General features: G+C 60.0%; 24 protein-coding genes (1 of these 24 running past the window's edge). 14 read left to right on the top strand and 10 right to left on the bottom strand.

What is annotated here, in order from left to right:
* Positions 1–8: 8 nt before the first annotated feature.
* The 4 genes from NWV16_RS24135 to dksA form a co-directional block, all read right to left on the bottom strand.
* On the bottom strand, positions 9–2,963 hold the full coding sequence (locus NWV16_RS24135; protein WP_260521033.1) for a sensor histidine kinase: 2,955 nt from the start codon (positions 2,961–2,963) through the stop codon (positions 9–11).
* Positions 2,947–3,123 carry a hypothetical protein gene (locus NWV16_RS24130; protein WP_003176118.1) on the bottom strand — a complete coding sequence of 59 codons (177 nt, stop codon included), beginning with the start codon at positions 3,121–3,123 and terminating at the stop codon, positions 2,947–2,949. The genes NWV16_RS24135 and NWV16_RS24130 overlap by 17 nt, the downstream gene beginning before the upstream one ends.
* Before the next feature lie 77 nt (positions 3,124–3,200).
* The gene (gene gluQRS / locus NWV16_RS24125) at positions 3,201–4,094 is read right to left on the bottom strand and encodes a tRNA glutamyl-Q(34) synthetase GluQRS (protein WP_260521032.1); all 894 of its coding nucleotides are present in this window, start codon (positions 4,092–4,094) and stop codon (positions 3,201–3,203) included.
* A gap of 83 nt (positions 4,095–4,177) precedes the next feature.
* Complete coding sequence (dksA, locus tag NWV16_RS24120) at positions 4,178–4,621, bottom strand: RNA polymerase-binding protein DksA (RefSeq protein WP_260521031.1); 444 nt, start codon at positions 4,619–4,621, stop codon at positions 4,178–4,180.
* Positions 4,622–4,954: 333 nt separating this feature from the next.
* Here dksA and NWV16_RS24115 point away from each other — a divergent pair, with 333 nt between their 5' ends.
* Together NWV16_RS24115 and sfsA are read left to right on the top strand one after the other, a co-directional pair.
* Positions 4,955–6,127 carry a pyridoxal phosphate-dependent aminotransferase gene (locus NWV16_RS24115; RefSeq protein ID WP_260521030.1) on the top strand — a complete coding sequence of 391 codons (1,173 nt, stop codon included), beginning with the start codon at positions 4,955–4,957 and terminating at the stop codon, positions 6,125–6,127.
* Entirely contained in the window at positions 6,127–6,840 is a 714-nt protein-coding gene (gene sfsA, locus NWV16_RS24110) for a DNA/RNA nuclease SfsA (protein WP_260521029.1), read from the top strand. Before NWV16_RS24115 ends, sfsA begins: the two co-directional genes overlap by 1 nt.
* Here sfsA and NWV16_RS24105 read toward each other — a convergent pair.
* Positions 6,837–7,154: a Rieske (2Fe-2S) protein gene (locus NWV16_RS24105; RefSeq protein ID WP_260521028.1), complete on the bottom strand. Its 318-nt coding sequence runs from the start codon at positions 7,152–7,154 to the stop codon at positions 6,837–6,839. The genes sfsA and NWV16_RS24105 overlap by 4 nt on opposite strands.
* Positions 7,155–7,317: 163 nt before the next feature.
* On the opposite strand from NWV16_RS24105, the gene NWV16_RS24100 reads away from it, so the two are divergent.
* Genes NWV16_RS24100 through NWV16_RS24085 form a run of 4 tightly spaced genes read left to right on the top strand, consistent with a single transcriptional unit; the run spans position 7,318 to position 10,861 of the window.
* Complete coding sequence (locus NWV16_RS24100) at positions 7,318–8,190, top strand: hemin ABC transporter substrate-binding protein (RefSeq protein WP_260521027.1); 873 nt, start codon at positions 7,318–7,320, stop codon at positions 8,188–8,190.
* 50 nt (positions 8,191–8,240) lie between these two features.
* Positions 8,241–9,224, top strand: coding sequence for a FecCD family ABC transporter permease (locus tag NWV16_RS24095; RefSeq protein WP_260523581.1), 984 nt, complete (start codon positions 8,241–8,243; stop codon positions 9,222–9,224).
* The gene (locus NWV16_RS24090; RefSeq protein ID WP_260521026.1) at positions 9,224–9,991 is read left to right on the top strand and encodes a heme ABC transporter ATP-binding protein; all 768 of its coding nucleotides are present in this window, start codon (positions 9,224–9,226) and stop codon (positions 9,989–9,991) included. Before NWV16_RS24095 ends, NWV16_RS24090 begins: the two co-directional genes overlap by 1 nt.
* A gap of 21 nt (positions 9,992–10,012) precedes the next feature.
* The gene (locus NWV16_RS24085; protein ID WP_260521025.1) at positions 10,013–10,861 is read left to right on the top strand and encodes a ChaN family lipoprotein; all 849 of its coding nucleotides are present in this window, start codon (positions 10,013–10,015) and stop codon (positions 10,859–10,861) included.
* Positions 10,862–11,086: 225 nt separating this feature from the next.
* Here NWV16_RS24085 and NWV16_RS24080 read toward each other — a convergent pair whose 3' ends face one another.
* The 4 genes from NWV16_RS24080 to NWV16_RS24065 all read right to left on the bottom strand — a co-directional run bounded on the left by NWV16_RS24080 (position 11,087) and on the right by NWV16_RS24065 (position 14,365).
* The gene (locus NWV16_RS24080; protein ID WP_260521024.1) at positions 11,087–11,878 is read right to left on the bottom strand and encodes a Crp/Fnr family transcriptional regulator; all 792 of its coding nucleotides are present in this window, start codon (positions 11,876–11,878) and stop codon (positions 11,087–11,089) included.
* A gap of 15 nt (positions 11,879–11,893) precedes the next feature.
* The gene (locus NWV16_RS24075) at positions 11,894–12,166 is read right to left on the bottom strand and encodes a TfoX/Sxy family protein (RefSeq protein WP_003228231.1); all 273 of its coding nucleotides are present in this window, start codon (positions 12,164–12,166) and stop codon (positions 11,894–11,896) included.
* A gap of 206 nt (positions 12,167–12,372) precedes the next feature.
* Positions 12,373–12,717, bottom strand: a complete 345-nt coding sequence (locus tag NWV16_RS24070; RefSeq protein WP_065261603.1) for a pentapeptide repeat-containing protein — start codon at positions 12,715–12,717, stop codon at positions 12,373–12,375.
* A 91-nt stretch (positions 12,718–12,808) separates the two neighbouring features.
* The gene (locus tag NWV16_RS24065) at positions 12,809–14,365 is read right to left on the bottom strand and encodes a bifunctional aminoglycoside phosphotransferase/ATP-binding protein (protein ID WP_260521023.1); all 1,557 of its coding nucleotides are present in this window, start codon (positions 14,363–14,365) and stop codon (positions 12,809–12,811) included.
* A 117-nt stretch (positions 14,366–14,482) separates the two neighbouring features.
* Here NWV16_RS24065 and mrcB point away from each other — a divergent pair, with 117 nt between their 5' ends.
* The 3 genes from mrcB to NWV16_RS24050 are packed head-to-tail and all read left to right on the top strand — an operon-like array spanning position 14,483 to position 17,914.
* The gene (gene mrcB, locus NWV16_RS24060; protein ID WP_260521022.1) at positions 14,483–16,807 is read left to right on the top strand and encodes a penicillin-binding protein 1B; all 2,325 of its coding nucleotides are present in this window, start codon (positions 14,483–14,485) and stop codon (positions 16,805–16,807) included.
* Between the two features lie 16 nt (positions 16,808–16,823).
* Positions 16,824–17,579 (top strand): tetratricopeptide repeat protein, encoded by a 756-nt coding sequence (locus NWV16_RS24055; protein ID WP_065261606.1) that lies wholly within the window; start codon positions 16,824–16,826, stop codon positions 17,577–17,579.
* The gene (locus NWV16_RS24050; protein WP_260521021.1) at positions 17,579–17,914 is read left to right on the top strand and encodes a YqcC family protein; all 336 of its coding nucleotides are present in this window, start codon (positions 17,579–17,581) and stop codon (positions 17,912–17,914) included. The genes NWV16_RS24055 and NWV16_RS24050 overlap by 1 nt, the downstream gene beginning before the upstream one ends.
* A gap of 18 nt (positions 17,915–17,932) precedes the next feature.
* On the opposite strand, the gene NWV16_RS24045 is transcribed toward NWV16_RS24050, so the two are convergent.
* The gene (locus tag NWV16_RS24045) at positions 17,933–18,349 is read right to left on the bottom strand and encodes a DUF4124 domain-containing protein (protein ID WP_065261608.1); all 417 of its coding nucleotides are present in this window, start codon (positions 18,347–18,349) and stop codon (positions 17,933–17,935) included.
* Between the two features lie 400 nt (positions 18,350–18,749).
* Between NWV16_RS24045 and NWV16_RS24040 the strand changes: the two genes are divergently transcribed.
* From NWV16_RS24040 to msrP, 5 genes are all read left to right on the top strand, one after another.
* Positions 18,750–20,474: an acetolactate synthase 3 large subunit gene (locus NWV16_RS24040; RefSeq protein WP_065261612.1), complete on the top strand. Its 1,725-nt coding sequence runs from the start codon at positions 18,750–18,752 to the stop codon at positions 20,472–20,474.
* A gap of 2 nt (positions 20,475–20,476) precedes the next feature.
* Positions 20,477–20,968, top strand: coding sequence for an acetolactate synthase small subunit (gene ilvN / locus NWV16_RS24035; RefSeq protein WP_003205610.1), 492 nt, complete (start codon positions 20,477–20,479; stop codon positions 20,966–20,968).
* Between the two features lie 48 nt (positions 20,969–21,016).
* Positions 21,017–22,033 (top strand): ketol-acid reductoisomerase, encoded by a 1,017-nt coding sequence (ilvC, locus tag NWV16_RS24030; protein ID WP_017903922.1) that lies wholly within the window; start codon positions 21,017–21,019, stop codon positions 22,031–22,033.
* 148 nt (positions 22,034–22,181) lie between these two features.
* Positions 22,182–23,039 (top strand): CDP-diacylglycerol--serine O-phosphatidyltransferase, encoded by an 858-nt coding sequence (gene pssA, locus NWV16_RS24025; protein WP_065261609.1) that lies wholly within the window; start codon positions 22,182–22,184, stop codon positions 23,037–23,039.
* 63 nt (positions 23,040–23,102) lie between these two features.
* On the top strand, positions 23,103–24,043 hold the 5' portion of the coding sequence (gene msrP, locus NWV16_RS24020) for a protein-methionine-sulfoxide reductase catalytic subunit MsrP (RefSeq protein WP_260521020.1). 73 nt of this gene lie beyond the right edge of the window; only the first 941 of its 1,014 coding nucleotides appear in the window; the start codon lies at positions 23,103–23,105; its stop codon lies off the right edge, out of view.

Below are 24,043 nucleotides of genomic sequence, written 5' to 3'. Positions count from 1 at the left end.
CGACGGTCTCAGTTCACAGCGGACGTCGCTTCGACATGGCGCGGCAAAGTCACCCGGATACGGGTGCCGCGCTGGCTTTGAACATCGGCCGGGCTGTCGATGGTGATTTGTCCATAATGCTCTTCAACGATGGAATAGACCAGTGCAAGGCCCAGACCGGTGCCTTCGCCAGGATCCTTGGTGGTGAAGAAAGGTTCGAACAATCGGTCCATGATGCTCGATGGAATGCCGCTGCCTTCGTCCTCCACGATCAGATCGACCGTGTGTTCGCCGGCTTCGCTCTTGACCCGCACCGCGCTGCCGGCAGGCGAGGCGTCGCGGGCGTTGGAGAGCAGGTTGATCAGCACTTGGGCAAGCCGTTGCGGGTCGCCTTCGACCCAGTGATCGGGGTCGCACAGATTGTAGAACTGGACTTCGAAGTTGCGTCGGTTCAAGGCCAGCAAGCCGATAGCGTCCTGAGCCACTTCCGCCAGACAGACGGGTTCGTCGCTGTGCTGGTGGCTGCCGGCGTGGGCGAAACTCATCAGCGACTGCACGATGCGTGACACGCGTTTGGTCTGCTCGAGGATCTGCCCGCTGATTTCCGTCAGTTCGCCATCCTCTTCGCGTTCTTCCCGAAGGTTTTGCGCAAGGCAGGCGATGCCGGTGATCGGGTTGCCGATTTCATGGGCTACGCCGGCCGCGAGACGACCGATACTTGCCAGTCGCTCGGAATGCACCAGTTTGTCCTCGAGCATCTGGGTTTCGGTCAGGTCTTCCACCAGCAGCACGAGGCCGCTGTTACCGGGGGCCAGAGGTTCGTCGATGGCGGCCTTGTGCAGGTTCAACCAGCGGGTCTGGCCATCGAGGGCCAGATGTTGCTTGTGCAAATGTTCGTCGGGCAGGTTGATGAAGCCTTGCAACAACTCTTTCCACGGATTGGCGATGGTGTTCAGGCGCGAGCCGACCACCCGTTGCGCGGCAATCCCGGTCAGTTCTTCCATGGCCTTGTTCCACATCAGGATTTCCTGATCCTTGGCCAGCGAGCACACGCCCATCGGCAGTTCCTGCAAGGTCTGGCGGTGGTAGCGGCGCAGGGCATCGAGTTCGGCGGCAAGACCCGTGAGGCGCGAGTGATAGTCCTCGAGACGGCTCTCGATGAAGTGGATATCTTCGGTGACGTAGTTTTCGCCGCCGGCCTTGTAGGGCAGGAAGGTTTCGACCATGTCCTGGGCAACGCTGGGGCCCATCAGGCCGGACAGGTTGGCCTCGATGCGGTCGCGCAATCGGCGCAAGGCGTACGGGCGGCGTTCGTCGAAAGGCAGATAAAGGTCGCGCAGAGCCTGTTCGACTTCCTTTTGCGCGGCCTTGGCGCCCAATGGCTTGGCCAGTTGTGTGGCGAACTCCTGCGGCGAAGCGGCATGCAGTTCCCGGCGTTGCGGACGACGCACGTTGTCCACTGCGCAGGCTTCTGCGGCGCTGGCTTCTTCCGGGCTGGCATTGGTGAACAGCGAAATCAGCGTGAACATCAGAACGTTGGCTGCCAGCGAGGCGATGGCCGCCATATGCCAACTGGTGTCGTCCAGCACGTAGATCATGTTCAGCAGTGGAATATAGAACCCCTGCAGATTGCCGACCAACGGCAGCAGCATGGTCACTACCCAGACCACGATCCCGGCAAGCAGGCCGGCCACGAAGCCGCGCCGATTGGCGGTCGGCCAATACAGTACGGAGAGCACGCCGGGCAGGAATTGCAGGGTCGCCACGAAAGCGACGATGCCGAGGTTGGCCAGGTCCTGCTCGGCGCCGAGCATCAGGTAGAAACAGAAACCGGCCATGATGATCGCGACGATCAACGCGCGGCGCGTCCATTTCAGCCAGCGATAAATGTTGCCTTCGGCGGGCGGCTGGTAGAGCGGCAGCACCAGATGGTTCAGGGCCATGCCCGACAGCGCCAGGGTGGTGACGATGATCAGGCCGCTGGCCGCCGACAGACCGCCGACGTAGGCCAGCAGGGCCAGAGCCTTGCTGTTGGCGGCGATACCGATGCCGAGGGTGAAGTACTCGGGGTTGGTGGTCGCACCGAGTTTCAGACCGGCCCAGAGAATCAACGGCACTGCCAGACTCATCAACAGCAGGAACAGTGGCAGGCCCCAGCTCGCACTGACCAGCGAGCGCGGATTGAGGTTTTCGGTGAAGGTCATGTGATACATGTGCGGCATCACGATCGCCGAGGCGAAAAACACCAGCAGCAACGTGCGCCATGGGCCTTCCTGCAAGGGCGTGTGCAGGGCGGCGAGGGCGGTCTGGTTCTGCAGCAGCCACAGTTCAAGGTGTTGCGGGCCGTCGAACACGCCGTACAGGGCGTAGAGGCCGACGCCACCAAGCGCCGCCAGTTTGATCACCGATTCGAAGGCAATCGCGAACACCAGCCCCTCGTGTTTTTCACGGGTGGCGATGTGGCGCGAGCCAAAGAAGATCGTGAACAGGATGATCAGCACACAGAACGCCAGGGCCACGCGATTCTGCACCGGCTCCCCGGTCAGAATGCCGATGGAGTCGGCCACGGCCTGGATCTGCAGCGCCAGCAACGGCAGGACGCCGATCAGCATGAAAATCGTGGTCAGCGCACCGGCCCAGGTGCTGCGGAAGCGGAAAGCGAACAGGTCCGCCAGCGACGACAGTTGATAAGTGCGGGTGATCTTCAGGATCGGATACAGCAGCACCGGCGCCAGCAGAAAGGCGCCGGAGACCCCGAGATAACTGGAGAGAAAACCGTAGCCGTACTGGTAGGCCAGGCCCACCGTTCCATAAAACGCCCATGCACTGGCGTAGACCCCCAGCGACAGGGTGTAGGTCAGCGGGTGGCGAATGATCGCCCGGGGGATCATGCCCCGTTCACTGATCCAGGCCACCCCGAACAGCGCGGCCAGGTAGGCGGCGCTGATCAGCAGCATGTGGGTCAGGCTAAAGCTCATCGGCATCTTTTTGGCTCTGCAGGATGAAGGTCACGACAATCAGGATCAGCCAGAGCAGATAAGGGCGATACCAGGCGCCCGTGGCGTCGATCCACCAATCCATGATGGCTGGAGAAAACAGGTAGATCCCCACGACCAGAAGCAGGACCAAGCGATAGATGTACATCCCGGCCTCTCTTTTTTATGCGCGTGCCCGAAAACGTGCGGCGATGGTAACGGATGGGCGCGCCACTGCAAGTGTCGTCACAGCAGTTGCGCTTCGGGCAGGGTCAGTGTGCGCGGTATCTTCGCTGCATCCCAGTGGGCGCTGCCCCATTTCAGCAGTTCCTGCGGCGAGGCGTCGGCCAGCTCAAGCCACGGGTCTTGTCCCAATGCACGCAGGGCTCGCAACAATAGCGGGGTGGCCTGGTCGGCCTGCAGCGGCGGCGAGCGATAAGACTTGCCCAGCTTGTGGCCGTCCGGCTGAGTAATCAATGGCAAATGCAGGTAACGGGGTTGGCGCAATCCCAGCAGCTCTTGCAGATAGAGCTGGCGTGGCGTCGAGTCGAGCAGATCGGCGCCGCGCACGATGTCGGTGATGCCCTGCCAGGCGTCGTCGAGCACCACCGCCAGTTGGTAGGCGTAGAGCCCGTCACGGCGGCGGATCACGAAATCGCCGACGTCGCGGCCCAGGTGCTGGCGGTATTCACCCTGCACCCGGTCCAGGAAGTGATACTCCAGCTCCGGCACTCGCAGGCGGATCGCGGCGTCGTTCTGGCTGTGGCCGAGATTTCGGCAGAGCCCCGGATAGATTCCGTGATAAGGCTCCAGTTGCTTGCGCGAGCAGGTGCAGGCGTAGGCGAGACCATGACTGAACAGACTGTCCAGCACTTGGGCGTAGGCTTCATGCCGATCGCTCTGGCGGACCATTTCGCCGTCCCATTCGAAACCGTAGCTTTCCAGCGCCTTGAGAATCGCGGCTTGCGCGCCCGGCTCCTCCCGGGGTGGATCGAGATCCTCCATGCGCACCAGCCATCGGCCGTTTACCGAGCGGGCATCCAGATAAGAAGCGAGCGCCGCTACAAGCGAGCCAAAGTGCAGGTGTCCACTGGGCGTCGGGGCAAAGCGGCCGATGTAGGCGGGGGTGTTGGCAGTCATGAGAGCAATGCTACTGGAGAGTGTAAAAACAGCAGAAACAAAAACGGAGCGTTCGCACGCTCCGTTCTTCGTTCAGGTCGGGATTACTTGCCGACCTGCTTTTCCTTGATTTCCGCAAGGTTCTTGCAGTCGACGCACATGTCGGCAGTCGGGCGGGCCTCGAGGCGCTTGACGCCGATCTCGATGCCGCAGGAGTCGCACCAGCCGTACTCTTCGTCTTCGATCAGTTGCAGGGTCTTGTCGATCTTCTTGATCAGCTTGCGCTCGCGGTCGCGGGCGCGCAGTTCGAGGGCGAACTCTTCTTCCTGGCTGGCACGGTCGGCCGGATCAGGGAAGTTGGCCGCTTCGTCTTTCATGTGATCAACAGTGCGGTCGACTTCCTGCATCAACTCCTGTTTCCACTTGGACAGGATCTTGGTGAAGTGCGCGCGCATGGGAGCGCCCATGTACTCTTCGCCCTCTTTGGGGGCGTAAGGCTCGAAACCGCTGAGTGTCTGACTTGCCTGTTGCTTTGCTTGGGTGGGCATGAAATGGACCGCCTCTACTCTTGTAATCCATTGCGCAGGATTGCTCCATCACCGACACCTGCCGGCCCTGCGACTGCAAGCGGGCGAACTTACCAGATCAATCCGGCCCGCGCTACTCCCGGATGTCGAGCCCGCGGCCGGCGGTGCCTGCAAATGTTTGCCAAGCCATGTCTGGTGGTGCTGGAGCCCTGACAATCACTGATTTTAGTCAATCCTGGAGCGTACGTTTGTCTTGTTACAGTCCAGTGTTCCTGAGGCTGTGACCACGGCGGGTTCTCGCTCGTTCCGGCAGATGGGTAGAATCGTCTTTTTTCACTCGTTGAAGGAAGGCCAATGGCTCAGCCCTACAGTGCGCGCAGTCGTGCGATCGAACCTTTCCATGTGATGGCGTTGCTGGCGCGGGCCAATGAATTGCAGGCCGCCGGCCATGATGTGATCCATCTGGAAATCGGCGAGCCGGACTTCACTACGGCCGAACCGATCATTCGCGCAGGGCAGGCGGCGCTGGCGGCGGGCAAGACCCGTTACACTGCCGCGCGTGGGATTCCCGAGCTGCGTGAGGCGATTTCCGGCTTTTATCAGACCCGTTACGGCCTGAATATCGACCCCCGGCGGATTCTGATCACGCCGGGCGGTTCCGGGGCGTTGCTGCTGGCCAGTGCGTTGCTGGTGGATCCGGGCAAGCACTGGTTGTTGGCCGACCCCGGTTATCCATGCAACCGGCACTTTCTGCGACTGGTCGAGGGCGCGGCGCAGCTTGTGCCTGTAGGGCCGGATGTACGCTATCAACTGACGCCGGATCTGGTAGAGCGCTACTGGGATCACGACAGTGTCGGCGCCCTGGTCGCTTCGCCTGCCAACCCGACCGGCACGATTCTGACCCGTGACGAACTGGCAGGGTTGTCCACAGCCCTCAAGGCGCGTCACGGGCATCTGGTGGTGGACGAGATTTATCACGGCCTGACGTATGGCACCGAGGCGGCGAGTGTGCTGGAAGTCGACGACAGCGCATTTGTGCTCAACAGTTTCTCCAAATATTTCGGCATGACCGGTTGGCGCCTCGGCTGGCTGGTGGCGCCCGATGCAGCAATCAGTGAGCTGGAGAAGCTCGCACAAAACCTCTACATCAGTGCGCCGAGCATGGCCCAACAGGCAGCGCTGGCCTGCTTCGAGCCGGATACCATTGCGATTCTCGAGGAACGTCGGGCCGAATTCGGCCGTCGCCGCGACTTCCTGCTGCCCGCGTTGCGGGAGCTGGGTTTCACCATCGCAGTCGAGCCAGAAGGGGCGTTCTATTTGTATGCCGATATCAGCCAGTTTGGTGGCGATGCCTTCGCGTTTTGCCGCCACTTCCTTGAAACCGAACATGTGGCGTTCACGCCGGGCCTGGATTTCGGGCGTTATCAGGCCAGCCATCATGTGCGCTTTGCCTATACGCAGGACCTCCCTCGCCTGCAGGAAGCGGTGGCACGCATTGGTCGCGGCTTGAAGAGCTGGCAAGGCTGATGCGCTTTCATCCTCCTCTCGAAGAAGGGCGATTGATCCGCCGTTACAAGCGTTTTCTTGCCGATATCGAAACCGTTGACGGCGAATTGCTGACGATTCACTGCCCGAACACTGGCTCGATGCTCAATTGTCAGGTCGAGGGCGGGCAGGTCTGGTTCAGTCGCTCGAATGACCCCAAACGCAAGCTGCCCGGTACCTGGGAAATCGGCGAAACCCCGCAGGGGCGATTGTTCTGTGTGAACACCGGTCGCGCCAACGGGTTGGTCGAAGAAGCGTTGCAGGCTGGTGTCATCAGCGAACTGGGCGGTTTTACCGCGCTGAGACGCGAAGTGGCCTATGGGCAGGAAAAAAGCCGCATCGATTTTCGCCTCGATTACCCGGGCGGACCGGCGTACGTGGAGGTAAAGAGTGTCACGCTGGGGTTCGACGGTACGGCGGTGGCGGCATTTCCCGATGCGGTGACACAGCGAGGCGCCAAGCACCTGCGTGAGTTGGCACATCTGGCGCGCGATGGAATTCGGGCCGTGCAGCTGTACTGCGTGAACCTGACCGGCATCGAGGCAGTGCGTCCAGCGGTGGAAATCGATTCGTCTTACGCCGATGCCTTGCGCGAAGCGGTGGCGAACGGGGTTGAGGTGCTGGCTTATGGGGTGCGACTGAACCATGAGGAAATGTTGATCGATCGCCGTCTGGATGTATTGCTCGACGGTTAAACGTCGACCCACAGCCCTTGGGCGTCTTCACGGCAATCAATGGCCGTCAGGGATTGCCCGGCGCACGGTCCCGCCACGCATTCGCCGTCCTCGATCAGAAACAGTGCGCCATGGGTGGCGCACTGGATCAGGCTGTTGCTCGGATCGAGGAACTGGTCGGGCAGCCATTCGAGCCCGACGCCGCGGTGCGGGCAACGGTTGAGGTAGACGTAGGCCCTTCCGGCCCGGCGCACGGCGAACAGTCTTTTCCCGTCGATCTCGAACCCGCGGCTGCCGGCCTCGCCCAGATCGGCGCCCGTGCACAGAAACTTCATGGCTATCCTCAAGTGTCAGGTCGTGTCCGGATATGTCCGAGCTTGACGTTCAAATGCAAACAATTATCAAATGGCCGCCTTCGCCCGTTGTGCGGTGGCGCTGCCGAGGATACTTGGCCTGACGTCTCGATGCCCGGGAAAATCCCATGAAGGAATGCTGCCTATGCGCCTGATTACTCGCGTTGCCGCACTGTGTGTCGGACTTCTGGTCAGTCACCAGGCTACTGCGGCCCAATTGCCGCAACGCTGGGTAAGCGCCGGTGGTGCCTTGTCCGAGTGGGTGAGTGCCCTGGGCGGCGAGGCCAGACTGGTGGGCGTCGACACGACCAGCCAGCATCCGCAATCCCTCAAATCGCTGCCGAGTATCGGCTATCAGCGCAGTCTGTCGGCCGAAGGTATTCTCAGCCTGCGTCCGGACATTCTGATCGGCACCGAGGAAATGGGGCCGCCGCCGGTGATTTCGCAGGTTCGCAGTGCCAGAGTACAGGTGGAGCTGTTTTCGGCCCGACCGGATCTGCCGACGCTGGAGAAGAACGTCACCCGTCTGGGGCGGTTGCTGGGCGCCGAGACTCAGGCGGCTCGACTGCTGCAAAGTTATCAACAGCAACTCGACGCACAGAAGGCGCTCGTGGTTGCGGTGCAGTCGAAACAGAAAGCACCGGGTGTGCTGTTGCTGCTGGGGCATGCGGGCGGCAAACCGTTGATTGCCGGCAGGGACACCGCCGCCGACTGGATGCTGCAACAGGCGGGCGGACATAACCTGGCCACTCACACCGGCTACAAGCCGTTTTCCGTGGAGTCGCTGGCCGGGCTCGATCCTGAAGTGCTGGTGTTTGCTGATCGTGCGCTGACTGGCGAAGCGGCGAAAGCGGCCTTGTTCAAGGAAAACCCGATCCTCAATTCCAGCCGTGCGGCCAGGTCCGGACGGGTTCTGGAGCTGGACCCGACGCTGCTGGTCGGCGGGCTCGGGCCGCGTTTGCCTGCTGCTTTGAAAACCCTGTCTGACGGTTTCTACCCGACCCAGAGCGGCCAATGAGCACGCTGGTCAAACCCCGTGGCTTGTTCATCGGCCTGATTCTGCTGTGTCTGTTGGCGATCTGGTTGTCGCTGGCTTTGGGGCCGGTCAGCCTGCCGCTGTTCGATACCTTGCGCGCGGCATTGCGCATGATCGGCGTGCCGCTGGCGCCGGACGGGCTGGAGCAGGCTGAGCTGATTCTCGGGCAGATTCGCCTGCCGCGGACCTTGCTCGGGCTGGCCGTTGGCGGCGTGCTGGCGTTATCCGGTGTGGCGATGCAGGGCCTGTTTCGCAACCCGTTGGCCGATCCCGGCTTGGTTGGCGTATCCAGTGGCGCTGCTTTAGGCGCGGCGGTGGCGATTGTCGGTGGTTCGTTCTTCGGCGGTTTGCCGGAATGGTTCGGCCCGTATCTGCTGTCTGTGTGTGCGTTTCTCGGCGGTCTTGGGGTGACGGCGCTGGTCTATCGTCTTGGTCGTCGCAACGGGCAGACCCATGTCGCGACCATGTTGCTGGCAGGCATCGCCCTGACGGCGCTGGCGAGTTCGGCAGTGGGGCTTTTCACCTATCTGGCGGACGATGCCACCCTGCGTACCCTGACCTTCTGGAACCTCGGCAGTCTCAATGGTGCGAGTTATGCGCGATTGTGGCCGCTGCTGATCATCAGCGCCGGCGTCGCGTTGTGGTTGCCGCGCCGGGCGAAGGCTTTGAATGCGTTGTTGCTTGGGGAATCGGAAGCCGGGCATCTGGGGATTGATGTCGAGCGGCTCAAACGTGAACTGGTGTTCTGTACGGCGCTGGGTGTCGGTGCCGCAGTGGCGGCGGCGGGGATGATCGGCTTTGTCGGGCTGGTGGTGCCGCATCTGGTGCGTTTGCTCGCCGGGCCGGATCATCGGGTGTTGTTGCCGGCTTCCGTGCTGGCTGGGGCCAGTCTGCTGTTGCTGGCGGATCTGGTGGCCCGGCTGGCGCTGGCACCGGCGGAACTGCCGATCGGTATCGTCACTGCATTCATTGGTGCGCCGTTCTTCCTGTATCTGCTGCTGCGAGGACGTGCCTGATGCTGAGTGCGCACAATCTGCACATCCGTCGTGGTCACAAGACGGTACTGGCTGATGTCAGCCTGCAACTGGAATCGGGTGAAGTGCTCGGCGTGCTGGGCCCCAACGGCGCCGGCAAAAGTACCTTGCTCGGGGCGTTATGCGGTGAACTCCGTGGCAGCGAAGGCAATGTTCTTCTCGACGGTGAAAGCCTGGATCGCTGGAGCGGCACTCAGCGTGCCCGGCGCCTGGCAGTACTGCCGCAGGTATCGACACTGGATTTCGCCTTTCGTGTCGAAGAGGTGGTCGGTATGGGGCGCTTGCCTTATCAGAGCGGAAGAGCTCGCGACGCCGAGATTGTGGCCGATGCATTGGCGGCCGCCGATGTCGGACACCTGAGTGGACGCAGTTATCTCGCGCTGTCCGGTGGCGAGCGCCAGCGGGTACACCTGGCCCGCGTGCTGGCGCAATTATGGCCGGGGCAGGCCGGTCAGACCTTGCTGCTGGATGAGCCGACTTCGATGCTCGATCCATTGCATCAGCACACCACGTTGCAGGCGGTGCGCGAATTTGCTGCTCGTGGCGCGGCGGTCATGGTGATTCTGCACGATCTGAACCTGGCGGCGCGCTATTGTGATCGTATCCTGCTGCTTGACGGCGGACGCCCGGTAGCGCTGGATACACCAGCGCATGTGTTGCGTCCTGAGTCGCTCAGGGCCGTTTTCGGTCTGGAAGTACTGGTGCAGCCACATCCTGAACGCGGGCATCCGCTGATCATCGCCCGCTGATTCAATCATCAAGGTGAAAACATGCGCGGGATTCTGCTGATTGCAGTGTTGTTACTGGGCGCTTGCCAGCATGTGACCCCGCCTCCGGTCAGTGGCGAGATTCTTGATCTGCGCACCGGAGCTGCGATGACCTCGCAGGAGCTTTTGGCGCGCCTGGGCAAGCCGGCGCGGGTGATCATCGGCGAGCAGCATGACAACGCCGATCACCATGCCGTGCAATTGTGGCTGCTGCAGAATCTCGGCGAAAAGCGTGCTCAGGGCAGTCTGTTGCTGGAAATGCTGACGCCCGATCAACAAGCGCGGGTCGATGGAGTGCGGCATGCACCCAAGCCGCCCGCTGACCTTGCGGTCGAACTGGCGTGGCAGGACGGTTGGGACTGGAATCTGTATGGGCCGATTGTCCGGTTTGCCTTCACACAATCCTATCCGCTGCTGTCGGCCAATCTCGATGACACGGAAATTCGTGGGTTTTATCGCAAGCCTCCCATTCTGAAAGGGGAGCGCAGTAGCGTTGCGTGGGTGAAAAACGAACTGGCACGGCAGATCAGCGATTCTCACTGTGGCTTGCTGCCTCAATCGCAAATGCCGGCGATGGTTGCGGTTCAGCAACAACGGGATCGGCGCATGGCTGTCCGTTTGTTGGCTGCACCTGCGCCTGCATTGCTGTTGGCCGGTGCGTTTCACGCGCGCAAGGATATTGGCGTACCGCTGCATATGCTGGATCTGGGCGCACCTGAAGCACCGACCGTGTTGAAGCTGGCGGAGCAGGGCAGCGAGGTTACGCCGGCCATGGCCGATTATGTCTGGTTCACGCCTGCTACACCGAAACCGGATTACTGTGCCGAAATGCGCAAACAGTTCGGCAAATGACTTTCCTGTGGGCAAAAAAAGACCCGGAAGAACCGGGTCAAATAACCGTGATTAGCCTGATGAGGAGATAATCTGAGAGTCCGAACCAAGGGCTTTTCAGAATATCGACTGATCTCGCGACCAGTTGTGATAATCATAGCGATTCTCATTAACATGTCAATCGATGTTTTTTCGTTTCTTTTGAATCGTCTGGTGAATGGCTGAAAATTCTCGAAAATTCAGGTTTCAGCCTGGACGCTCAAGGGCGGTGAGCTGCCTGTTGAGCTGATCGATGCGCCGCGCCATGCTTTCGATCAGGCTGTGGGCGATTTTCGGGTTGCTGCGGGTCATGCTCAAAAACTGGTCACCGGGAATCAGCATCACGGTACTCGGTTCGCAAGTGACGACAGTGGCGTTGCGCGGCTCCCCTGTGAATATCGCCATGGCGCCGAAGATCTCGTCCCTGGGTACGTCGCCAACCTTGTGACCGCCGACGAATGCCTGCGCATGTCCTTCGATGATCACGAATACGTGGTCGGCAGGGTCTCCCTCACGGATCAAGACCTCTCCAGCCTCGACCCGTTTGAATCCATTGGTGCTGCGAAACTCTCTCGGCTTCAGTTCGGCGACGGCATGAGTCAGCAGTGCCATTTGCCCGAGCAGATAGTTCAGAAATGAGTCCCAGCGTGCAGGATCCGTACGCAGATGTTGAAACAGGTCATTGCGCCGGAACGGTTGCAGACTCACGGGTGCATCGCAGCAAAGGATACAGTCCGCCCACCCCGGGCCTTGTTGCAGGCCGATCAGGTCACCTTCCTGCCAATAGAGCAACGCGCGGCCACCGAGGCGACCATTGACGGTGCCCTCTGTCAGTAGAAAGAGTTGATCGCCTGGCAATTGCGCCAGCAGATCCTGCGAGGCCTCCAGTTCCAGGGCGGGGCCGCATGGCGCAAGCCCCGGCAGCCATTGAGCGGGCAGGCTCTGCAAATGATTGATGAGCGCCTCGGCCGACGCCGATTGTTCCCCGAGCAGGTACATGAAGGTGAGTGCCCGTCAGTTCTTGTGGCGAGAAGAAATGGCTTCAAGCTGCTTGTTCAGAGCATCCTTGCGTTCAGCGGGAATGTCGTTCCAGTGCACATCCATCAATGCCCCTTCGATCGCATACAACAACACCTTCGACGCCCGGAACCCGCGCGTACGCACGGCCCGGTAGGCATCCACGGCGCCCAGGCGACGCAGATCCGAGGCGCTGTGGATGCCCACGGCATGCAGCCACTGCGCCGACGTCTTGCCAAGATTCTTCAGGTGTTGCAGTTCATCATTCATCAAGCCTCCTTGCGACGGCCGAATGGTGCGTGGGCGATCTTCTCAGGAGTGTAGCCATCAGTAGGAAAAGCGTGGTTCTTTGGTCGGATTCGACGCAAAAGCTTCTAAGAGGTGTCAGTTTTTCACTGAGGAATACGGCGGAGAGAGACTAATGGCACCTTGTCCAGCGCAAAGCGGGGGCGCTGGACGGGTTAATTTCAAGCGTTTCAGCGGGTGCGATAACGCAGACGCGTACCGAAATTCATCGACATCAGGATTTCATCGGCACTGAGTTCCGGGGGGAAGTAAGCACCGGAAATCTGCGCATGGGCCAGGCTGGCGCCTTCCAGTGATGCATTGCGAAAGTCAATGCCACGCAAGTCGGCGGAACGGAAGTAGGCGTCCCGGAAATCCACGCCGTCGGCATTCAGTTCACGCAGATCGAGGCCACGGAAATCACCACCGACCATGTCGATCGGGCCGTCTTTCGGGCGTTCCTTGTTGAAACCGGCAATGTCGTCCTTGTGCAGCAAGGCATAAAGCGGGGTGTCGAGAAGTTTCGGCTGGCTCATGTCAGATCACCTGTTGGTTTTATGACGCCAGTATAGTGCCACTATTTGACGGCCGTGAAGCGAGCGAGGGCTTCACGGCCGAAATAGTTTCTTACAGCCCCGGCAGACGCTGGCGAATTTGTGCCACGACGGTATCCAGAGTTCCGGATTCATTGGTCTGTACGCGTTTGCTGCGCAGGATTTCGTCCGGGGTCAGCGCTTCACGGCTGGCTTGCTGTGCTGCGATCACGGCCAGCGTGGCGTCGGACGGATCCTTCTTGTCAGCCTGACGAATCGCCAGCCAGCTCTCGATCACCGCTTGTGGTGCGTTGCAATCGAGGATCAGGAACGGCGTGCCGGTGGCCTCGGCAACCTTGGCTGCACTGTCACGTTGTTCGCGCTTGAGGTAAGTGGCATCGATCACAACCGGGAAACCGGCGTGCAGGATCACGTTGGCGATTTCATGCAGACGAGCATAAGTAGCGAGGCTGGCATCGGCACTGTAGATCCCGGCCTGTACATCGTTGGCGACGGTTTGTTCGCCGAACAGACGCTTGCGCTCGACATCGGAGCGCAGGCGAATCGCGCCCAGCGCTTCGACCAGGCGCATGGCCACGTGGCTTTTGCCGACGGCAGATACGCCATGGGTGATCGCCATGAAGCGCGAAGGAATGGTGCTGTAGCTTTCTGCCAGGTTGGCGTAGTTGCGGTACTGGCGCAAAGTGGTGGCGCGCTGTACCGGAGTTGCGTCGGCCGGCATGCTGAACAGCGCGACTTTCGCACGCACCAGTGCGCGGTAAGCCTTGTAGAAGTTCAGCACTTCCAGGCCCTGATAGTCGCCGGTCAGTTCCAGGTATTGGCTGACCAAACGGCGGGCCAGGGATTTCAGACCCCGGTCCTCAAGGTCCATCGCCAGGAAACCGGTGTCGGCCCAGACATCGGTGAAACGGAACGGCTCGTTGAATTCAATGCAGTCGAAGATCACCACCTTGCCATCGATCAGCGTGGCGTTGCCCAGGTGAATGTCGCCGTGGCATTCGCGAGTGAAGCCTTCGGTCTTGCGCTGTGCGAACAGTGGTTTCAAACGTTCGAAGCTGCTTTCGGCCCAGGCTTGCAGGGCATCCAGTTGCAGCAGATCGGCCTTGTCGCTGAGAAATGGCAGTATCTGCTCGAAGTTCTGACGAACCGGCGCCATCACGCTTTCAGGCGTGCCGGCGTCGTGCTCGGCTCGGACTTTCGGCGCGCTGAGGTGGAAGCGGGCAATCTGCTCGGCCATCTCGTCAATGTGGGTGGTTGTCAGCTCGCCATTGGCTTGCAGAGTGCTCAGCAGCCCGGTTTGCGGGAACTGGCGCATTTTCAGCACGTATTCGATGGCCGGGCCTTCGCCGCCCAATTGCGGCGCTTCAGCAGTGCCGGTGACCGGAATCACTTCCAGATACAAATCGTCGGTCAGGCGCTGGTTGAGACGCAGCTCTTCACCGCAAAAATGCTCGCGGGATTCGAGGCTGGTGAAATCGAGAAAGCCGAAGTTCACCGGTTTTTTCACTTTATAAGCATAAGGACCGGTGAGCAGGACCCACGAAATATGGGTTTCGATGACCTGGAACCCTTCGACAGGGTGCGGGTATAAGGCCGGGTTTTGCAGGGCAGCGATCAGGGACTGGCTCACAGGCGATCCTTCAGAGACTGGGGGAATTCGAGGTCGCCATTATGGCCGCTCGCCCGCTCGACGCAAACCTCGGAGCGCTCCTGTTGAGTATGAATAAAGTGCGTATAATCCGCCGCCATGACTCGTACTCGATCCCCCCGCACTCCTAAAAAACCACCTTCCCGGGGCCTGCGCCCATGGTTGGGCTGGGCCCTGAAACTCAGTCTGGTCGGCCTTGTGGTGCTGGCCGGCTTCGCCGTTTACCTCGATGCCGTGGTGCAGGAGAAATTCTCCGGCAAGCGCTGGACCATCCCGGCCAAGGTGTACGCGCGCCCGCTCGAGCTGTTCGTCGGACAGAAGCTGAGCAAGGACGATTTCCTCACCGAACTCGATGCCCTGGGCTATCGCCGCGAAGCCGTGAGCAACGGTCCCGGCGCAGCCGCGGTCAACGGCAACACCGTCGATCTGAACACCCGCGGCTTCCAGTTCTATGAAGGCCTCGAGAAACCGCAGCCGGTTCGTGTGCGATTCTCCGGTGACTACGTGGCCGAACTTTCGGCGATCAATGGTTCGAAGCTGTCGGTGGTACGTCTGGAGCCGCTGCTGATTGGCGGGATCTACCCGAAAAACCTTGAAGACCGGATTCTGATCAAGCTCGATCAGGTACCGCCGTATCTGCTGGAAACCCTGGTTGCAGTGGAAGACCGGGATTATTACAGCCACTGGGGCGTGTCGCCGAAGTCAATCGCCCGGGCAATCTGGGTTAACACGTCTGGCGGCAGGATGACCCAGGGTGGCAGTACGTTGACCCAGCAATTGGTCAAGAACTTCTACCTGACCAACGAACGCAGCCTGACCCGCAAACTCACCGAAGCCATGATGGCGATGCTGCTGGAGCTGCATTACGACAAGAAGGAAATTCTGGAGGCCTACCTCAACGAAGTCTTCGTCGGTCAGGACGGGCAGCGGGCGGTGCACGGTTTCGGTCTGGCCAGCCAGTTCTTCTTCGGCCAGCCGTTGTCCGAACTGAAACTGCATCAGGTCGCGTTGCTGGTCGGCATGGTCAAGGGCCCGTCCTATTACAACCCGCGTCGCAACCCGGAGCGGGCGCTGGAGCGTCGCAACCTGGTGCTCGATGTACTTGAGCAACAAGGCGTGGCTTCTGCCGAACAGGTGGAGGCCGCGAAGAAAATGCCGTTGGGCGTGACCACGCGCGGCAAACTGGCCGACAGTTCCTTCCCGGGCTTCATCGATCTGGTCAAGCGTCAACTGCGTGAAGACTACCGTGACGAAGACTTGACCGAAGAGGGGCTGCGGATTTTCACCAGCTTCGACCCGATCCTGCAGATGAAAGCCGAAGCATCGGTCAATGACACCTTCAAGCGTCTTGCCGGCCGCAAGGGTTCCGATGATGTGGAAGCGGCAATGGTCGTGACCAACCCGGAGACCGGTGAAGTCCAGGCGATGATCGGCAGCCGTCAGGCCAGTTACGCCGGGTTCAACCGGGCGCTGGATGCGGTGCGTCCGATCGGTTCTCTGGTCAAACCTGCGGTTTATCTGACGGCGCTGGAAAAACCGAGCCAGTACACGCTCACCAGCTGGTTGTCGGACGATCCGCTTTCCATCAAGGGCGCGGACGGCCAGGTCTGGAAACCGCAGAACTATGACCGTCGCTCCCACGGTACGGTTTTCCTTTATCAGGGGTTGGCGCATTCGTACAACCTGTCGACCTCGCGTCTCGGGCTGGCAGTGGGTGTTCCGAACGTGCTCAAGACCATCGGGCGTCTGGGCGTGACCCGAGAGTTTCCGGCGTTCCCGTCGATGCTGCTGGGGGCCGGTGGCATGACGCCGATCGAAGTGGCAACCATGTACCAGACACTGGCCAACGGCGGCTTCAATACGCCGATGCGCGGGATTCGCAGTGTACTGACCGCCGAAGGCGAGCCGCTCAAACGTTATCCGTTCCAGATCGAGCAGCGTTTCGATCCGGCGTCGATCTATCTGATCCAGAACGCCATGCAGCGGGTCATGCGTGAAGGTACCGGCAGCTCGGTCTACAACGTGCTGCCAAAAACCCTGACACTGGCCGGCAAGACCGGCACCAGTAACGATTCGCGCGACAGCTGGTTCGCCGGTTTCAGTCAGGATCTGCTGGCGGTGGTCTGGCTCGGTCGCGACGATAACGGCAAGACGCCGTTCACCGGTGCCACCGGTGCATTGCAGGTCTGGACCAGTTTCATGCGCAAGGCCGATCCGCTGCCGCTGGACATGCCGCAGCCGGACAACGTGGTTCAGGCGTGGGTCGATTCACGTACTGGCCAGGGCTCTGATGCCAACTGTCCCGGCGCCGTGCAGATGCCGTATATTCGCGGCAGCGAACCGCCACCCGGCGCATCCTGTGCGGGCGAAAGCCCGGCATCGGGCGAGTCGGTGATGGATTGGGTCAAGGGCTGGATGAATTAAGCGAAGAGGGTTTCAAGTGAACAAGTGGTTGATTCCAGCGGTGACCGCCGTGGCTTTGCTCAGCGGCTGCTCCACCGTACAGCGTGGTTCGATCCCGGTGGTGGACGCCGGCACAACCGTGTCCAACAGCGAGCGTCTTTCAGCCAACGGCGGCTTTCGCAAAACCACGGTCAAGCGCCCGGTACAAGGCCAGGCGCAATCCCAGGCCATCCCGCAGGGCGATACTGGCGTCGTGGTGATGGTGCCCGGTGGCGGCGCCGCGACGTCGGCACCGATCAGCACTTCGCCGATCGTTCCGGGGCCGGCCTCTGGCGGTATCACACCGGGCCCCTACAACCCTTCGCCGGTCGAGTCCGCGCCGATCAGCTCCGGCAGCTACAGCATGCCTTCATCGCCGAGCGGCATTCCTTCGGCCAGCAGTGGCGGCGGTTTGTCCGCTGATGAGCAACTGGACGGCCCGGTACTCGCTCTGCTGACCACTGCGCAGCAACAGCAGGCCGGCGGCGACCTGAATGGCGCATCCTCCAGCCTCGAGCGCGCTCAGCGCGTTGCACCGCGTGAGCCGCAAGTGCTTTACCGTCTGGCGCAAGTGCGCATGGCCCAGGGCGATGCCCCGCAAGCCGAGCAAACCGCGCGCCGTGCGCTGACCATGGCTAACGGTCGTCCGGACCTGCAGGCCAGCCTTTGGGAGCTGATCGCCCAGGCTCGCGAAAAGCAGGGTGATTCTGCTGGCGCTGCACTGGCCCGTCAGAAAGCCAGGGTTTCGCTGTGATGGACCCGCGTCTCTCGAAAGTCGCCGATCAACTGTTGTTGATCGAGCGTGAACTGCGTGCCCAGGGTTGGTGGGACGAGGTCCAGCCTTCTGTCGAAGCCTTGAGCAGTGTCGAGCCGTTCTCGGTCGACACCCTCGAGTTCGAGCAGTGGCTGCAATGGATCTTTCTGCCGCGGATGAAGGTGATCCTTGAGCAGGATCTGCCGTTACCCAAAGCCTCGGGCATTCAGGAAATGGCCCAGATGGTCTTCGCCCAGCGCAATCTGCAGGGCCAGGACCGGCAGTTGCAGGTGTTGCTCAAAGAATTCGATCTGCTGATCACTGCAGCTCATTGAACCGCCGACTGCCAGTGATTACTGGCAGTTTTCGGCGATCTGTTTCTGCGTCTCCGCGATACGCTCCTGACGTTGCGTATCGCTCAGGCGGCGCAGCTCCCCTTCGGTTTCCTCTCTCAGGCGCGGATTGTTCTGCAGCTGCGCCAGATTCGTGCGTGCCTGTTCGCAAAAGACCTTGAGCTGGTTCTGTTGGTCGGCGACCTGTTTTCTGACCTTGTCATCGATGGCTTTCTGATCACCCAGCGGGCCGCTGCCGGGTATGGCTGGCGGACGCGGGGGAGGCGAGGGCGGCGTTTGCACTGTCGTTGCCGGCTGACCTTGCGGCGGTTGTGCATCGAAGTGCGTGACACCTTGAGCATCGACCCATTTGTAGATCTGACCGGCCAGGCACCAGGGACTGAGGCCGATCAGCAGAGCGGCGAGAAGCGTTCGCATGCTGATTCCTTGGCAAAATTGCGCAATTGACGCTAACAGAGTAGCGCTTTTCAGGTTTTTTCTTGCGTTCTCATGTGGTTACCCACAATTAAGCACGTTGACGGCTTGACTTGGAGAGGGCGAAACAGAAGAATCCAAAGTCCGCTGTACAGGGACTGCCAGAAGCAGACCCTCTCGGCAGATCATGAGGCGCCTATCCGCGTCGACCTGTTACACCCGCAACGCGTTACCTCGCGCTGGGTGGGAAAGGCCCGCAACACTTGGGACGATCCCAATACTTGCTCAGTCAGTGCTGACGTAGTCGGCGACCACCGTCGCTCATGCTCTGCCGAGAAGTAAACCTATTAAGACCCGTTCGCCTTTTTGCGGACGGTATTCTGGCGTTTTAGAGGTGAACAACGTGGAGCTTTTATCTGGCGGTGAGATGCTCGTCCGCTTCTTGCGTGACGAAGGCGTCAAATATATCTACGGGTACCCGGGTGGTGCTCTCCTTCATGTTTACGATGCCCTGTTCAAAGAACCGGAAGTGACCCACATCCTGGTTCGTCACGAGCAGGCGGCTACCCATATGGCTGACGGCTATGCCCGTGCCACCGGTAAAGCCGGCGTGGTACTGGTGACTTCCGGTCCAGGCGCCACAAACGCCATCACCGGTATCGCTACGGCCTATATGGACTCGATTCCGATGGTGATCATTTCCGGTCAGGTGCCAAGCACCATGGTCGGCACCGATGCGTTCCAGGAAACCGACATGATCGGTATCTCCCGGCCGATCGTGAAGCACAGCTTCATGATCAAACACGCTTCGGAAATCCCGGAAGTCATGAAGAAAGCCTTCTACCTGGCGCAATCCGGTCGTCCGGGTCCGGTCGTGGTCGATATCCCGAAAGACATGACCAATCCGGCCGAGAAGTTCGAATACATCTTCCCGAAGAAAGCCAAACTGCGTTCCTACAGCCCCGCCGTTCGCGGTCACTCCGGACAAATCCGCAAGGCGGCAGAAATGCTCCTGGCGGCCAAGCGTCCTGTGTTGTACTCCGGTGGCGGCGTGATTCTCGGCAATGGCTCCGCGCCGCTGACCGAGCTGGCGAAAATGCTCAACCTGCCGGTGACCAACACCTTGATGGGCCTGGGCGGCTATCCGGGCACTGATCGTCAGTTCATCGGCATGCTCGGCATGCACGGCAGTTACACCGCGAACCTGGCGATGCACCACGCCGACGTGATCCTGGCGGTCGGTGCGCGCTTCGACGATCGTGTGATCAACGGCGCGCCAAAGTTCTGCCCGAACGCCAAGATCATTCACATCGACATCGACCCGGCTTCGATTTCCAAAACCATCAAGGCTGACGTGCCAATCGTCGGCCCGGTGGAAAGCGTTCTGACCGAAATGGTTGCGATCCTCAAGGAAATCGGCGAAACCCCGAACAAGGACGCCGTGGCCAGTTGGTGGAAGCAGGTCGATGAGTGGCGTGGTGATCGCGGTCTGTTCCCTTACGACAAGGGCGACGGCAGCAAGATCAAGCCGCAGACCGTGATCGAAACCCTGTGCGAAGTGACCAAGGGCGATGCCTTTGTGACCTCCGATGTGGGCCAGCACCAGATGTTCGCTGCGCAGTACTACAAGTTCAACAAGCCGAACCGCTGGATCAACTCCGGTGGTCTGGGCACGATGGGCTTCGGTCTGCCGGCGGCGATGGGTATCAGCCTGAGCTTCCCTGAGGCTGACGTCGCCTGCGTCACCGGTGAAGGCAGTATCCAGATGAACATCCAGGAGCTGTCCACCTGCCTGCAGTACGGTTTGCCGGTGAAAATCGTCATTCTGAACAACGGCGTGCTGGGTATGGTTCGCCAGTGGCAGGACATGAGTTACAACAGCCGTCACTCGCATTCCTACATGGAATCGCTGCCTGATTTCGTCAAGCTCGCCGAGGCCTATGGTCACGTCGGCATTCGTGTCACCGAGTCGAAAGACTTGAAATCGAAGATGGAAGAAGCGTTCGCCCTGAAGGATCGGCTGGTCGTGATCGATATTTCGGTCGATACCAGCGAGCACGTCTACCCGATGCAGATTAAAGACGGCTCGATGCGCGATATGTGGCTGAGCAAGACGGAGCGTACCTAATCATGCGGCATATTATTTCCTTGCTTCTGGAAAACGAACCTGGTGCTTTGTCTCGCGTAGTCGGCCTGTTCTCGCAGCGCAACTACAACATTGAAAGCCTGACCGTGGCGCCAACCGAGGACCCGACTCTGTCGCGTCTGACGCTGACCACTGTCGGCCACGATGAAATCATCGAGCAGATCACCAAGAACCTGAACAAGCTGATCGAAGTGGTCAAGCTGGTGGACCTGTCGGAAAGCGCTCATATCGAGCGCGAACTGATGCTGGTCAAGGTCAAGGCCACTGGCGCCCAGCGCGCCGAGATCAAGCGCACCACCGATATTTACCGTGGACAGATCGTCGATGTCAGTGCCAGCGTGTATACCGTTCAACTGACCGGTACCAGCGACAAGCTCGACAGCTTCATTCAGTCCATCGGCACCGCCTCGATTCTGGAAACCGTCCGTAGTGGCGTGACCGGTATTGCCCGCGGCGACAAAGTACTCAGCATCTAAACCAAATTAGCGAATGGCCTGAGCGGCCTGGATATAAAGGGGAAATTCATGAAAGTTTTCTACGATAAAGACTGTGACCTGTCGATCATCCAGGGCAAGAAAGTTGCCATCATCGGTTACGGCTCCCAGGGCCACGCTCAAGCGTGCAACCTGAAAGACTCCGGTGTCGACGTTACCGTTGGCCTGCGTAAAGGTTCGGCTACCGTTGCCAAGGCTGAAGCCCACGGTCTGAAAGTCGCTGACGTGGCTACCGCTGTCGCTGCCGCCGATCTGGTCATGATCCTGACCCCGGACGAGTTCCAGGGTCAGTTGTACAAGAACGAAATCGAGCCGAACATCAAGAAAGGCGCTACCCTCGCGTTCTCCCACGGTTTCTCGATCCATTACAACCAGGTCGTTCCGCGCGCCGACCTCGACGTGATCATGATCGCGCCGAAAGCGCCAGGCCACACTGTACGTTCCGAGTTCGTAAAAGGCGGCGGTATTCCTGATCTGATCGCGATCTATCAGGACGCCTCGGGCAATGCCAAGAATGTTGCGCTGTCCTACGCTGCGGGCGTTGGTGGCGGTCGTACCGGCATCATCGAAACCACCTTCAAGGACGAGACCGAAACCGACCTGTTCGGCGAACAGGCTGTTCTGTGCGGTGGTACCGTCGAGCTGGTGAAAGCCGGTTTCGAAACCCTGGTCGAAGCTGGCTACGCGCCGGAAATGGCCTACTTCGAGTGCCTGCACGAACTGAAACTGATCGTTGACCTCATGTACGAAGGCGGCATCGCCAACATGAACTACTCGATCTCCAACAACGCTGAATACGGCGAGTACGTGACCGGTCCGGAAGTGATCAACGCCGAATCCCGTCAGGCCATGCGCAACGCCCTGAAACGTATTCAGGACGGTGAATACGCCAAGATGTTCATCAGCGAAGGCGCTACCGGCTACCCTTCGATGACCGCCAAGCGCCGTAACAACGCTGCACACGGTATCGAAATCATCGGTGAGCAACTGCGCTCCATGATGCCGTGGATCAGTGCCAACAAGATCGTCGACAAAACCAAAAACTGAGTCGTCGACCCTTGTAAGAAAAAAACGCGGCCCTGGCCGCGTTTTTTCGTATGGGCGGGCTGTTCTGGTATAAAGCTGCATCGTTTGTGGTCGAACCGTCGTCCCAGACACCTGTCGAAAATGTCCAATCCGTTGCAAGGTAATGTTCATGAGCGAACGCCCCGAAGAGCCGAACCAGGCTTCAGACGCCGAAAGCCTGCTGCCCATCGATGAACATGTCGAAGAAGGGCATGACGCAGAAGGTCGGAAAGTCCGGCATCGTGGTATCTATCTTCTGCCGAACCTGTTCACCACCGCGAACCTGTTCGCAGGGTTCTACTCCATCATCAACTCGATGAGTGCTCAGGCTGCGTTGAGCGCCGGGGACGCGGCGAACGCGAGCAAGTACTTTGCCTTCGCGGCCATCGCGATCTTCGTCGCCATGGTGCTCGATGGTCTTGATGGTCGTGTGGCGCGCATGACCAATACACAAAGTGCATTCGGTGCCGAGTACGACTCGCTGTCGGACATGGTTGCCTTCGGCGTCGCGCCCGCATTGCTCGCATTTGGCTGGGCGCTGGGTGACATGGGCAAGGTCGGCTGGATGGTCGCCTTCATTTATGTAGCGGGTGCGGCGTTGCGTCTGGCGCGCTTCAATACTCAGGTCGGGACCGCCGACAAGCGTTACTTCATCGGTCTGGCCAGCCCGGCGGCTGCCGGTGTGGTCGCCGGGATTGTCTGGGCATTCAGCGATTACGGGATCCAGGGTTCGAAGATGTCGTTCCTCGTTGCACTGATGGTCGCGGCTGCCGGTATGCTGATGGTCAGCAACATCAAATACAACAGCTTCAAGGAACTGGATCTGAAGGGGCGCGTGCCGTTCGTTGCGATTCTGGCCGTGGTGCTGGTGTTCGCCGTTGTGTTCAGTGATCCTCCGCGCATTCTGCTATTGGTGTTCCTTGCCTATGCAGCTTCGGGGCCGGTGCAGTACTTGTTGCATCTTCGTCGCCACAAAAACGTCGAGTGATGTAATTTCCCTCATACTCCGCAGTCTATGGGTGCATCTGTCCTCCAAAACTGCGGAGTAGTCATGCTGATCAAATTCCCCAAAGCGTCTGATTGCCACGAGTCGGACGTCACGCCTGAATCCATTTATCTCTCTCGCCGACAATTGCTCGGTGCTACGGCGGCCGGTCTGGCCATGAGCAGTCTGCCGAGATGGGCCGGTGCCGAAGAGGCCGCCCGTTATGCCGATGTCGAGTCTGGCAATGCGCCCGCCTGGTTTGCCGAGAAGCAGTCTTCTATCAAATGGGGAGCCGTGAACGTCAAGGATGAGGCGATCACGCCCTATAAGGACGCGACTCACTACAATAACTTCTATGAGTTCGGTACCGACAAGGGGGACCCGGCGGCCAATGCCGGATCGCTGAAGACCGAACCCTGGAGTGTGGTGGTGGACGGGGAGGTGGGTAAGCCGGGGCGCTATGCACTGGAAGATTTCATGAAACCTTACCAGTTGGAGGAGCGCATCTATCGTCTGCGTTGTGTCGAAGCGTGGTCGATGGTGATTCCCTGGATCGGTTTCCCTCTTTCAGCGCTGCTCAAGCAGGTTGAGCCGACGTCCAACGCCAAGTACATCCGTTTTGAAACCTTGCAGGATCCCAAGAGCATGCCTGGGCAGCGTTCAGGGTTTGCCCTGATCGACTGGCCTTACATAGAAGGCCTGCGTCTGGATGAGGCGATGAATCCGTTGGCGATCCTGGCTGTGGGCATGTATGGCCGGGAATTGCCGAATCAGAACGGTGCGCCGTTGCGTCTGGTGGTGCCGTGGAAGTACGGTTTCAAGAGTGTCAAATCCATCGTGCGTATCAGTCTGGTCAGTGAGCAGCCAAAGACGACCTGGCAAAGCATTGCAGCGGATGAATACGGCTTCTACGCGAATGTGAACCCGACGGTTGACCATCCTCGCTGGACTCAGGCTCGGGAGCGACGTCTTCCCAATAGTCTGTTCAAGCCGAATGTGCGTGATAC

This window comes from Pseudomonas sp. BW7P1, assembly GCF_024981055.1.
In the GTDB taxonomy this organism is placed as follows: Bacteria; Pseudomonadota; Gammaproteobacteria; order Pseudomonadales; family Pseudomonadaceae; genus Aquipseudomonas; species Aquipseudomonas bananamidigenes.
This window is presented reverse-complemented; position numbering and strand designations above follow the sequence as displayed.

Bases quoted from the DNA above. Each gene is read 5' to 3' on its own strand.
- NWV16_RS24135 (WP_260521033.1), bottom strand. From the start codon at position 2,963: ATGCCGATGAGCTTTAGCCTGACCCACATGCTGCTGATCAGCGCCGCC.
- NWV16_RS24130 (WP_003176118.1), bottom strand. From the start codon at position 3,123: ATGTACATCTATCGCTTGGTCCTGCTTCTGGTCGTGGGGATCTACCTG.
- gluQRS (WP_260521032.1), bottom strand. From the start codon at position 4,094: ATGACTGCCAACACCCCCGCCTACATCGGCCGCTTTGCCCCGACGCCC.
- dksA (WP_260521031.1), bottom strand. From the start codon at position 4,621: ATGCCCACCCAAGCAAAGCAACAGGCAAGTCAGACACTCAGCGGTTTC.
- NWV16_RS24115 (WP_260521030.1), top strand. From the start codon at position 4,955: ATGGCTCAGCCCTACAGTGCGCGCAGTCGTGCGATCGAACCTTTCCAT.
- sfsA (WP_260521029.1), top strand. From the start codon at position 6,127: ATGCGCTTTCATCCTCCTCTCGAAGAAGGGCGATTGATCCGCCGTTAC.
- NWV16_RS24105 (WP_260521028.1), bottom strand. From the start codon at position 7,154: ATGAAGTTTCTGTGCACGGGCGCCGATCTGGGCGAGGCCGGCAGCCGC.
- NWV16_RS24100 (WP_260521027.1), top strand. From the start codon at position 7,318: ATGCGCCTGATTACTCGCGTTGCCGCACTGTGTGTCGGACTTCTGGTC.
- NWV16_RS24090 (WP_260521026.1), top strand. From the start codon at position 9,224: ATGCTGAGTGCGCACAATCTGCACATCCGTCGTGGTCACAAGACGGTA.
- NWV16_RS24085 (WP_260521025.1), top strand. From the start codon at position 10,013: ATGCGCGGGATTCTGCTGATTGCAGTGTTGTTACTGGGCGCTTGCCAG.
- NWV16_RS24080 (WP_260521024.1), bottom strand. From the start codon at position 11,878: ATGTACCTGCTCGGGGAACAATCGGCGTCGGCCGAGGCGCTCATCAAT.
- NWV16_RS24075 (WP_003228231.1), bottom strand. From the start codon at position 12,166: ATGAATGATGAACTGCAACACCTGAAGAATCTTGGCAAGACGTCGGCG.
- NWV16_RS24070 (WP_065261603.1), bottom strand. From the start codon at position 12,717: ATGAGCCAGCCGAAACTTCTCGACACCCCGCTTTATGCCTTGCTGCAC.
- mrcB (WP_260521022.1), top strand. From the start codon at position 14,483: ATGACTCGTACTCGATCCCCCCGCACTCCTAAAAAACCACCTTCCCGG.
- NWV16_RS24050 (WP_260521021.1), top strand. From the start codon at position 17,579: ATGGACCCGCGTCTCTCGAAAGTCGCCGATCAACTGTTGTTGATCGAG.
- NWV16_RS24045 (WP_065261608.1), bottom strand. From the start codon at position 18,349: ATGCGAACGCTTCTCGCCGCTCTGCTGATCGGCCTCAGTCCCTGGTGC.
- ilvN (WP_003205610.1), top strand. From the start codon at position 20,477: ATGCGGCATATTATTTCCTTGCTTCTGGAAAACGAACCTGGTGCTTTG.
- ilvC (WP_017903922.1), top strand. From the start codon at position 21,017: ATGAAAGTTTTCTACGATAAAGACTGTGACCTGTCGATCATCCAGGGC.
- pssA (WP_065261609.1), top strand. From the start codon at position 22,182: ATGAGCGAACGCCCCGAAGAGCCGAACCAGGCTTCAGACGCCGAAAGC.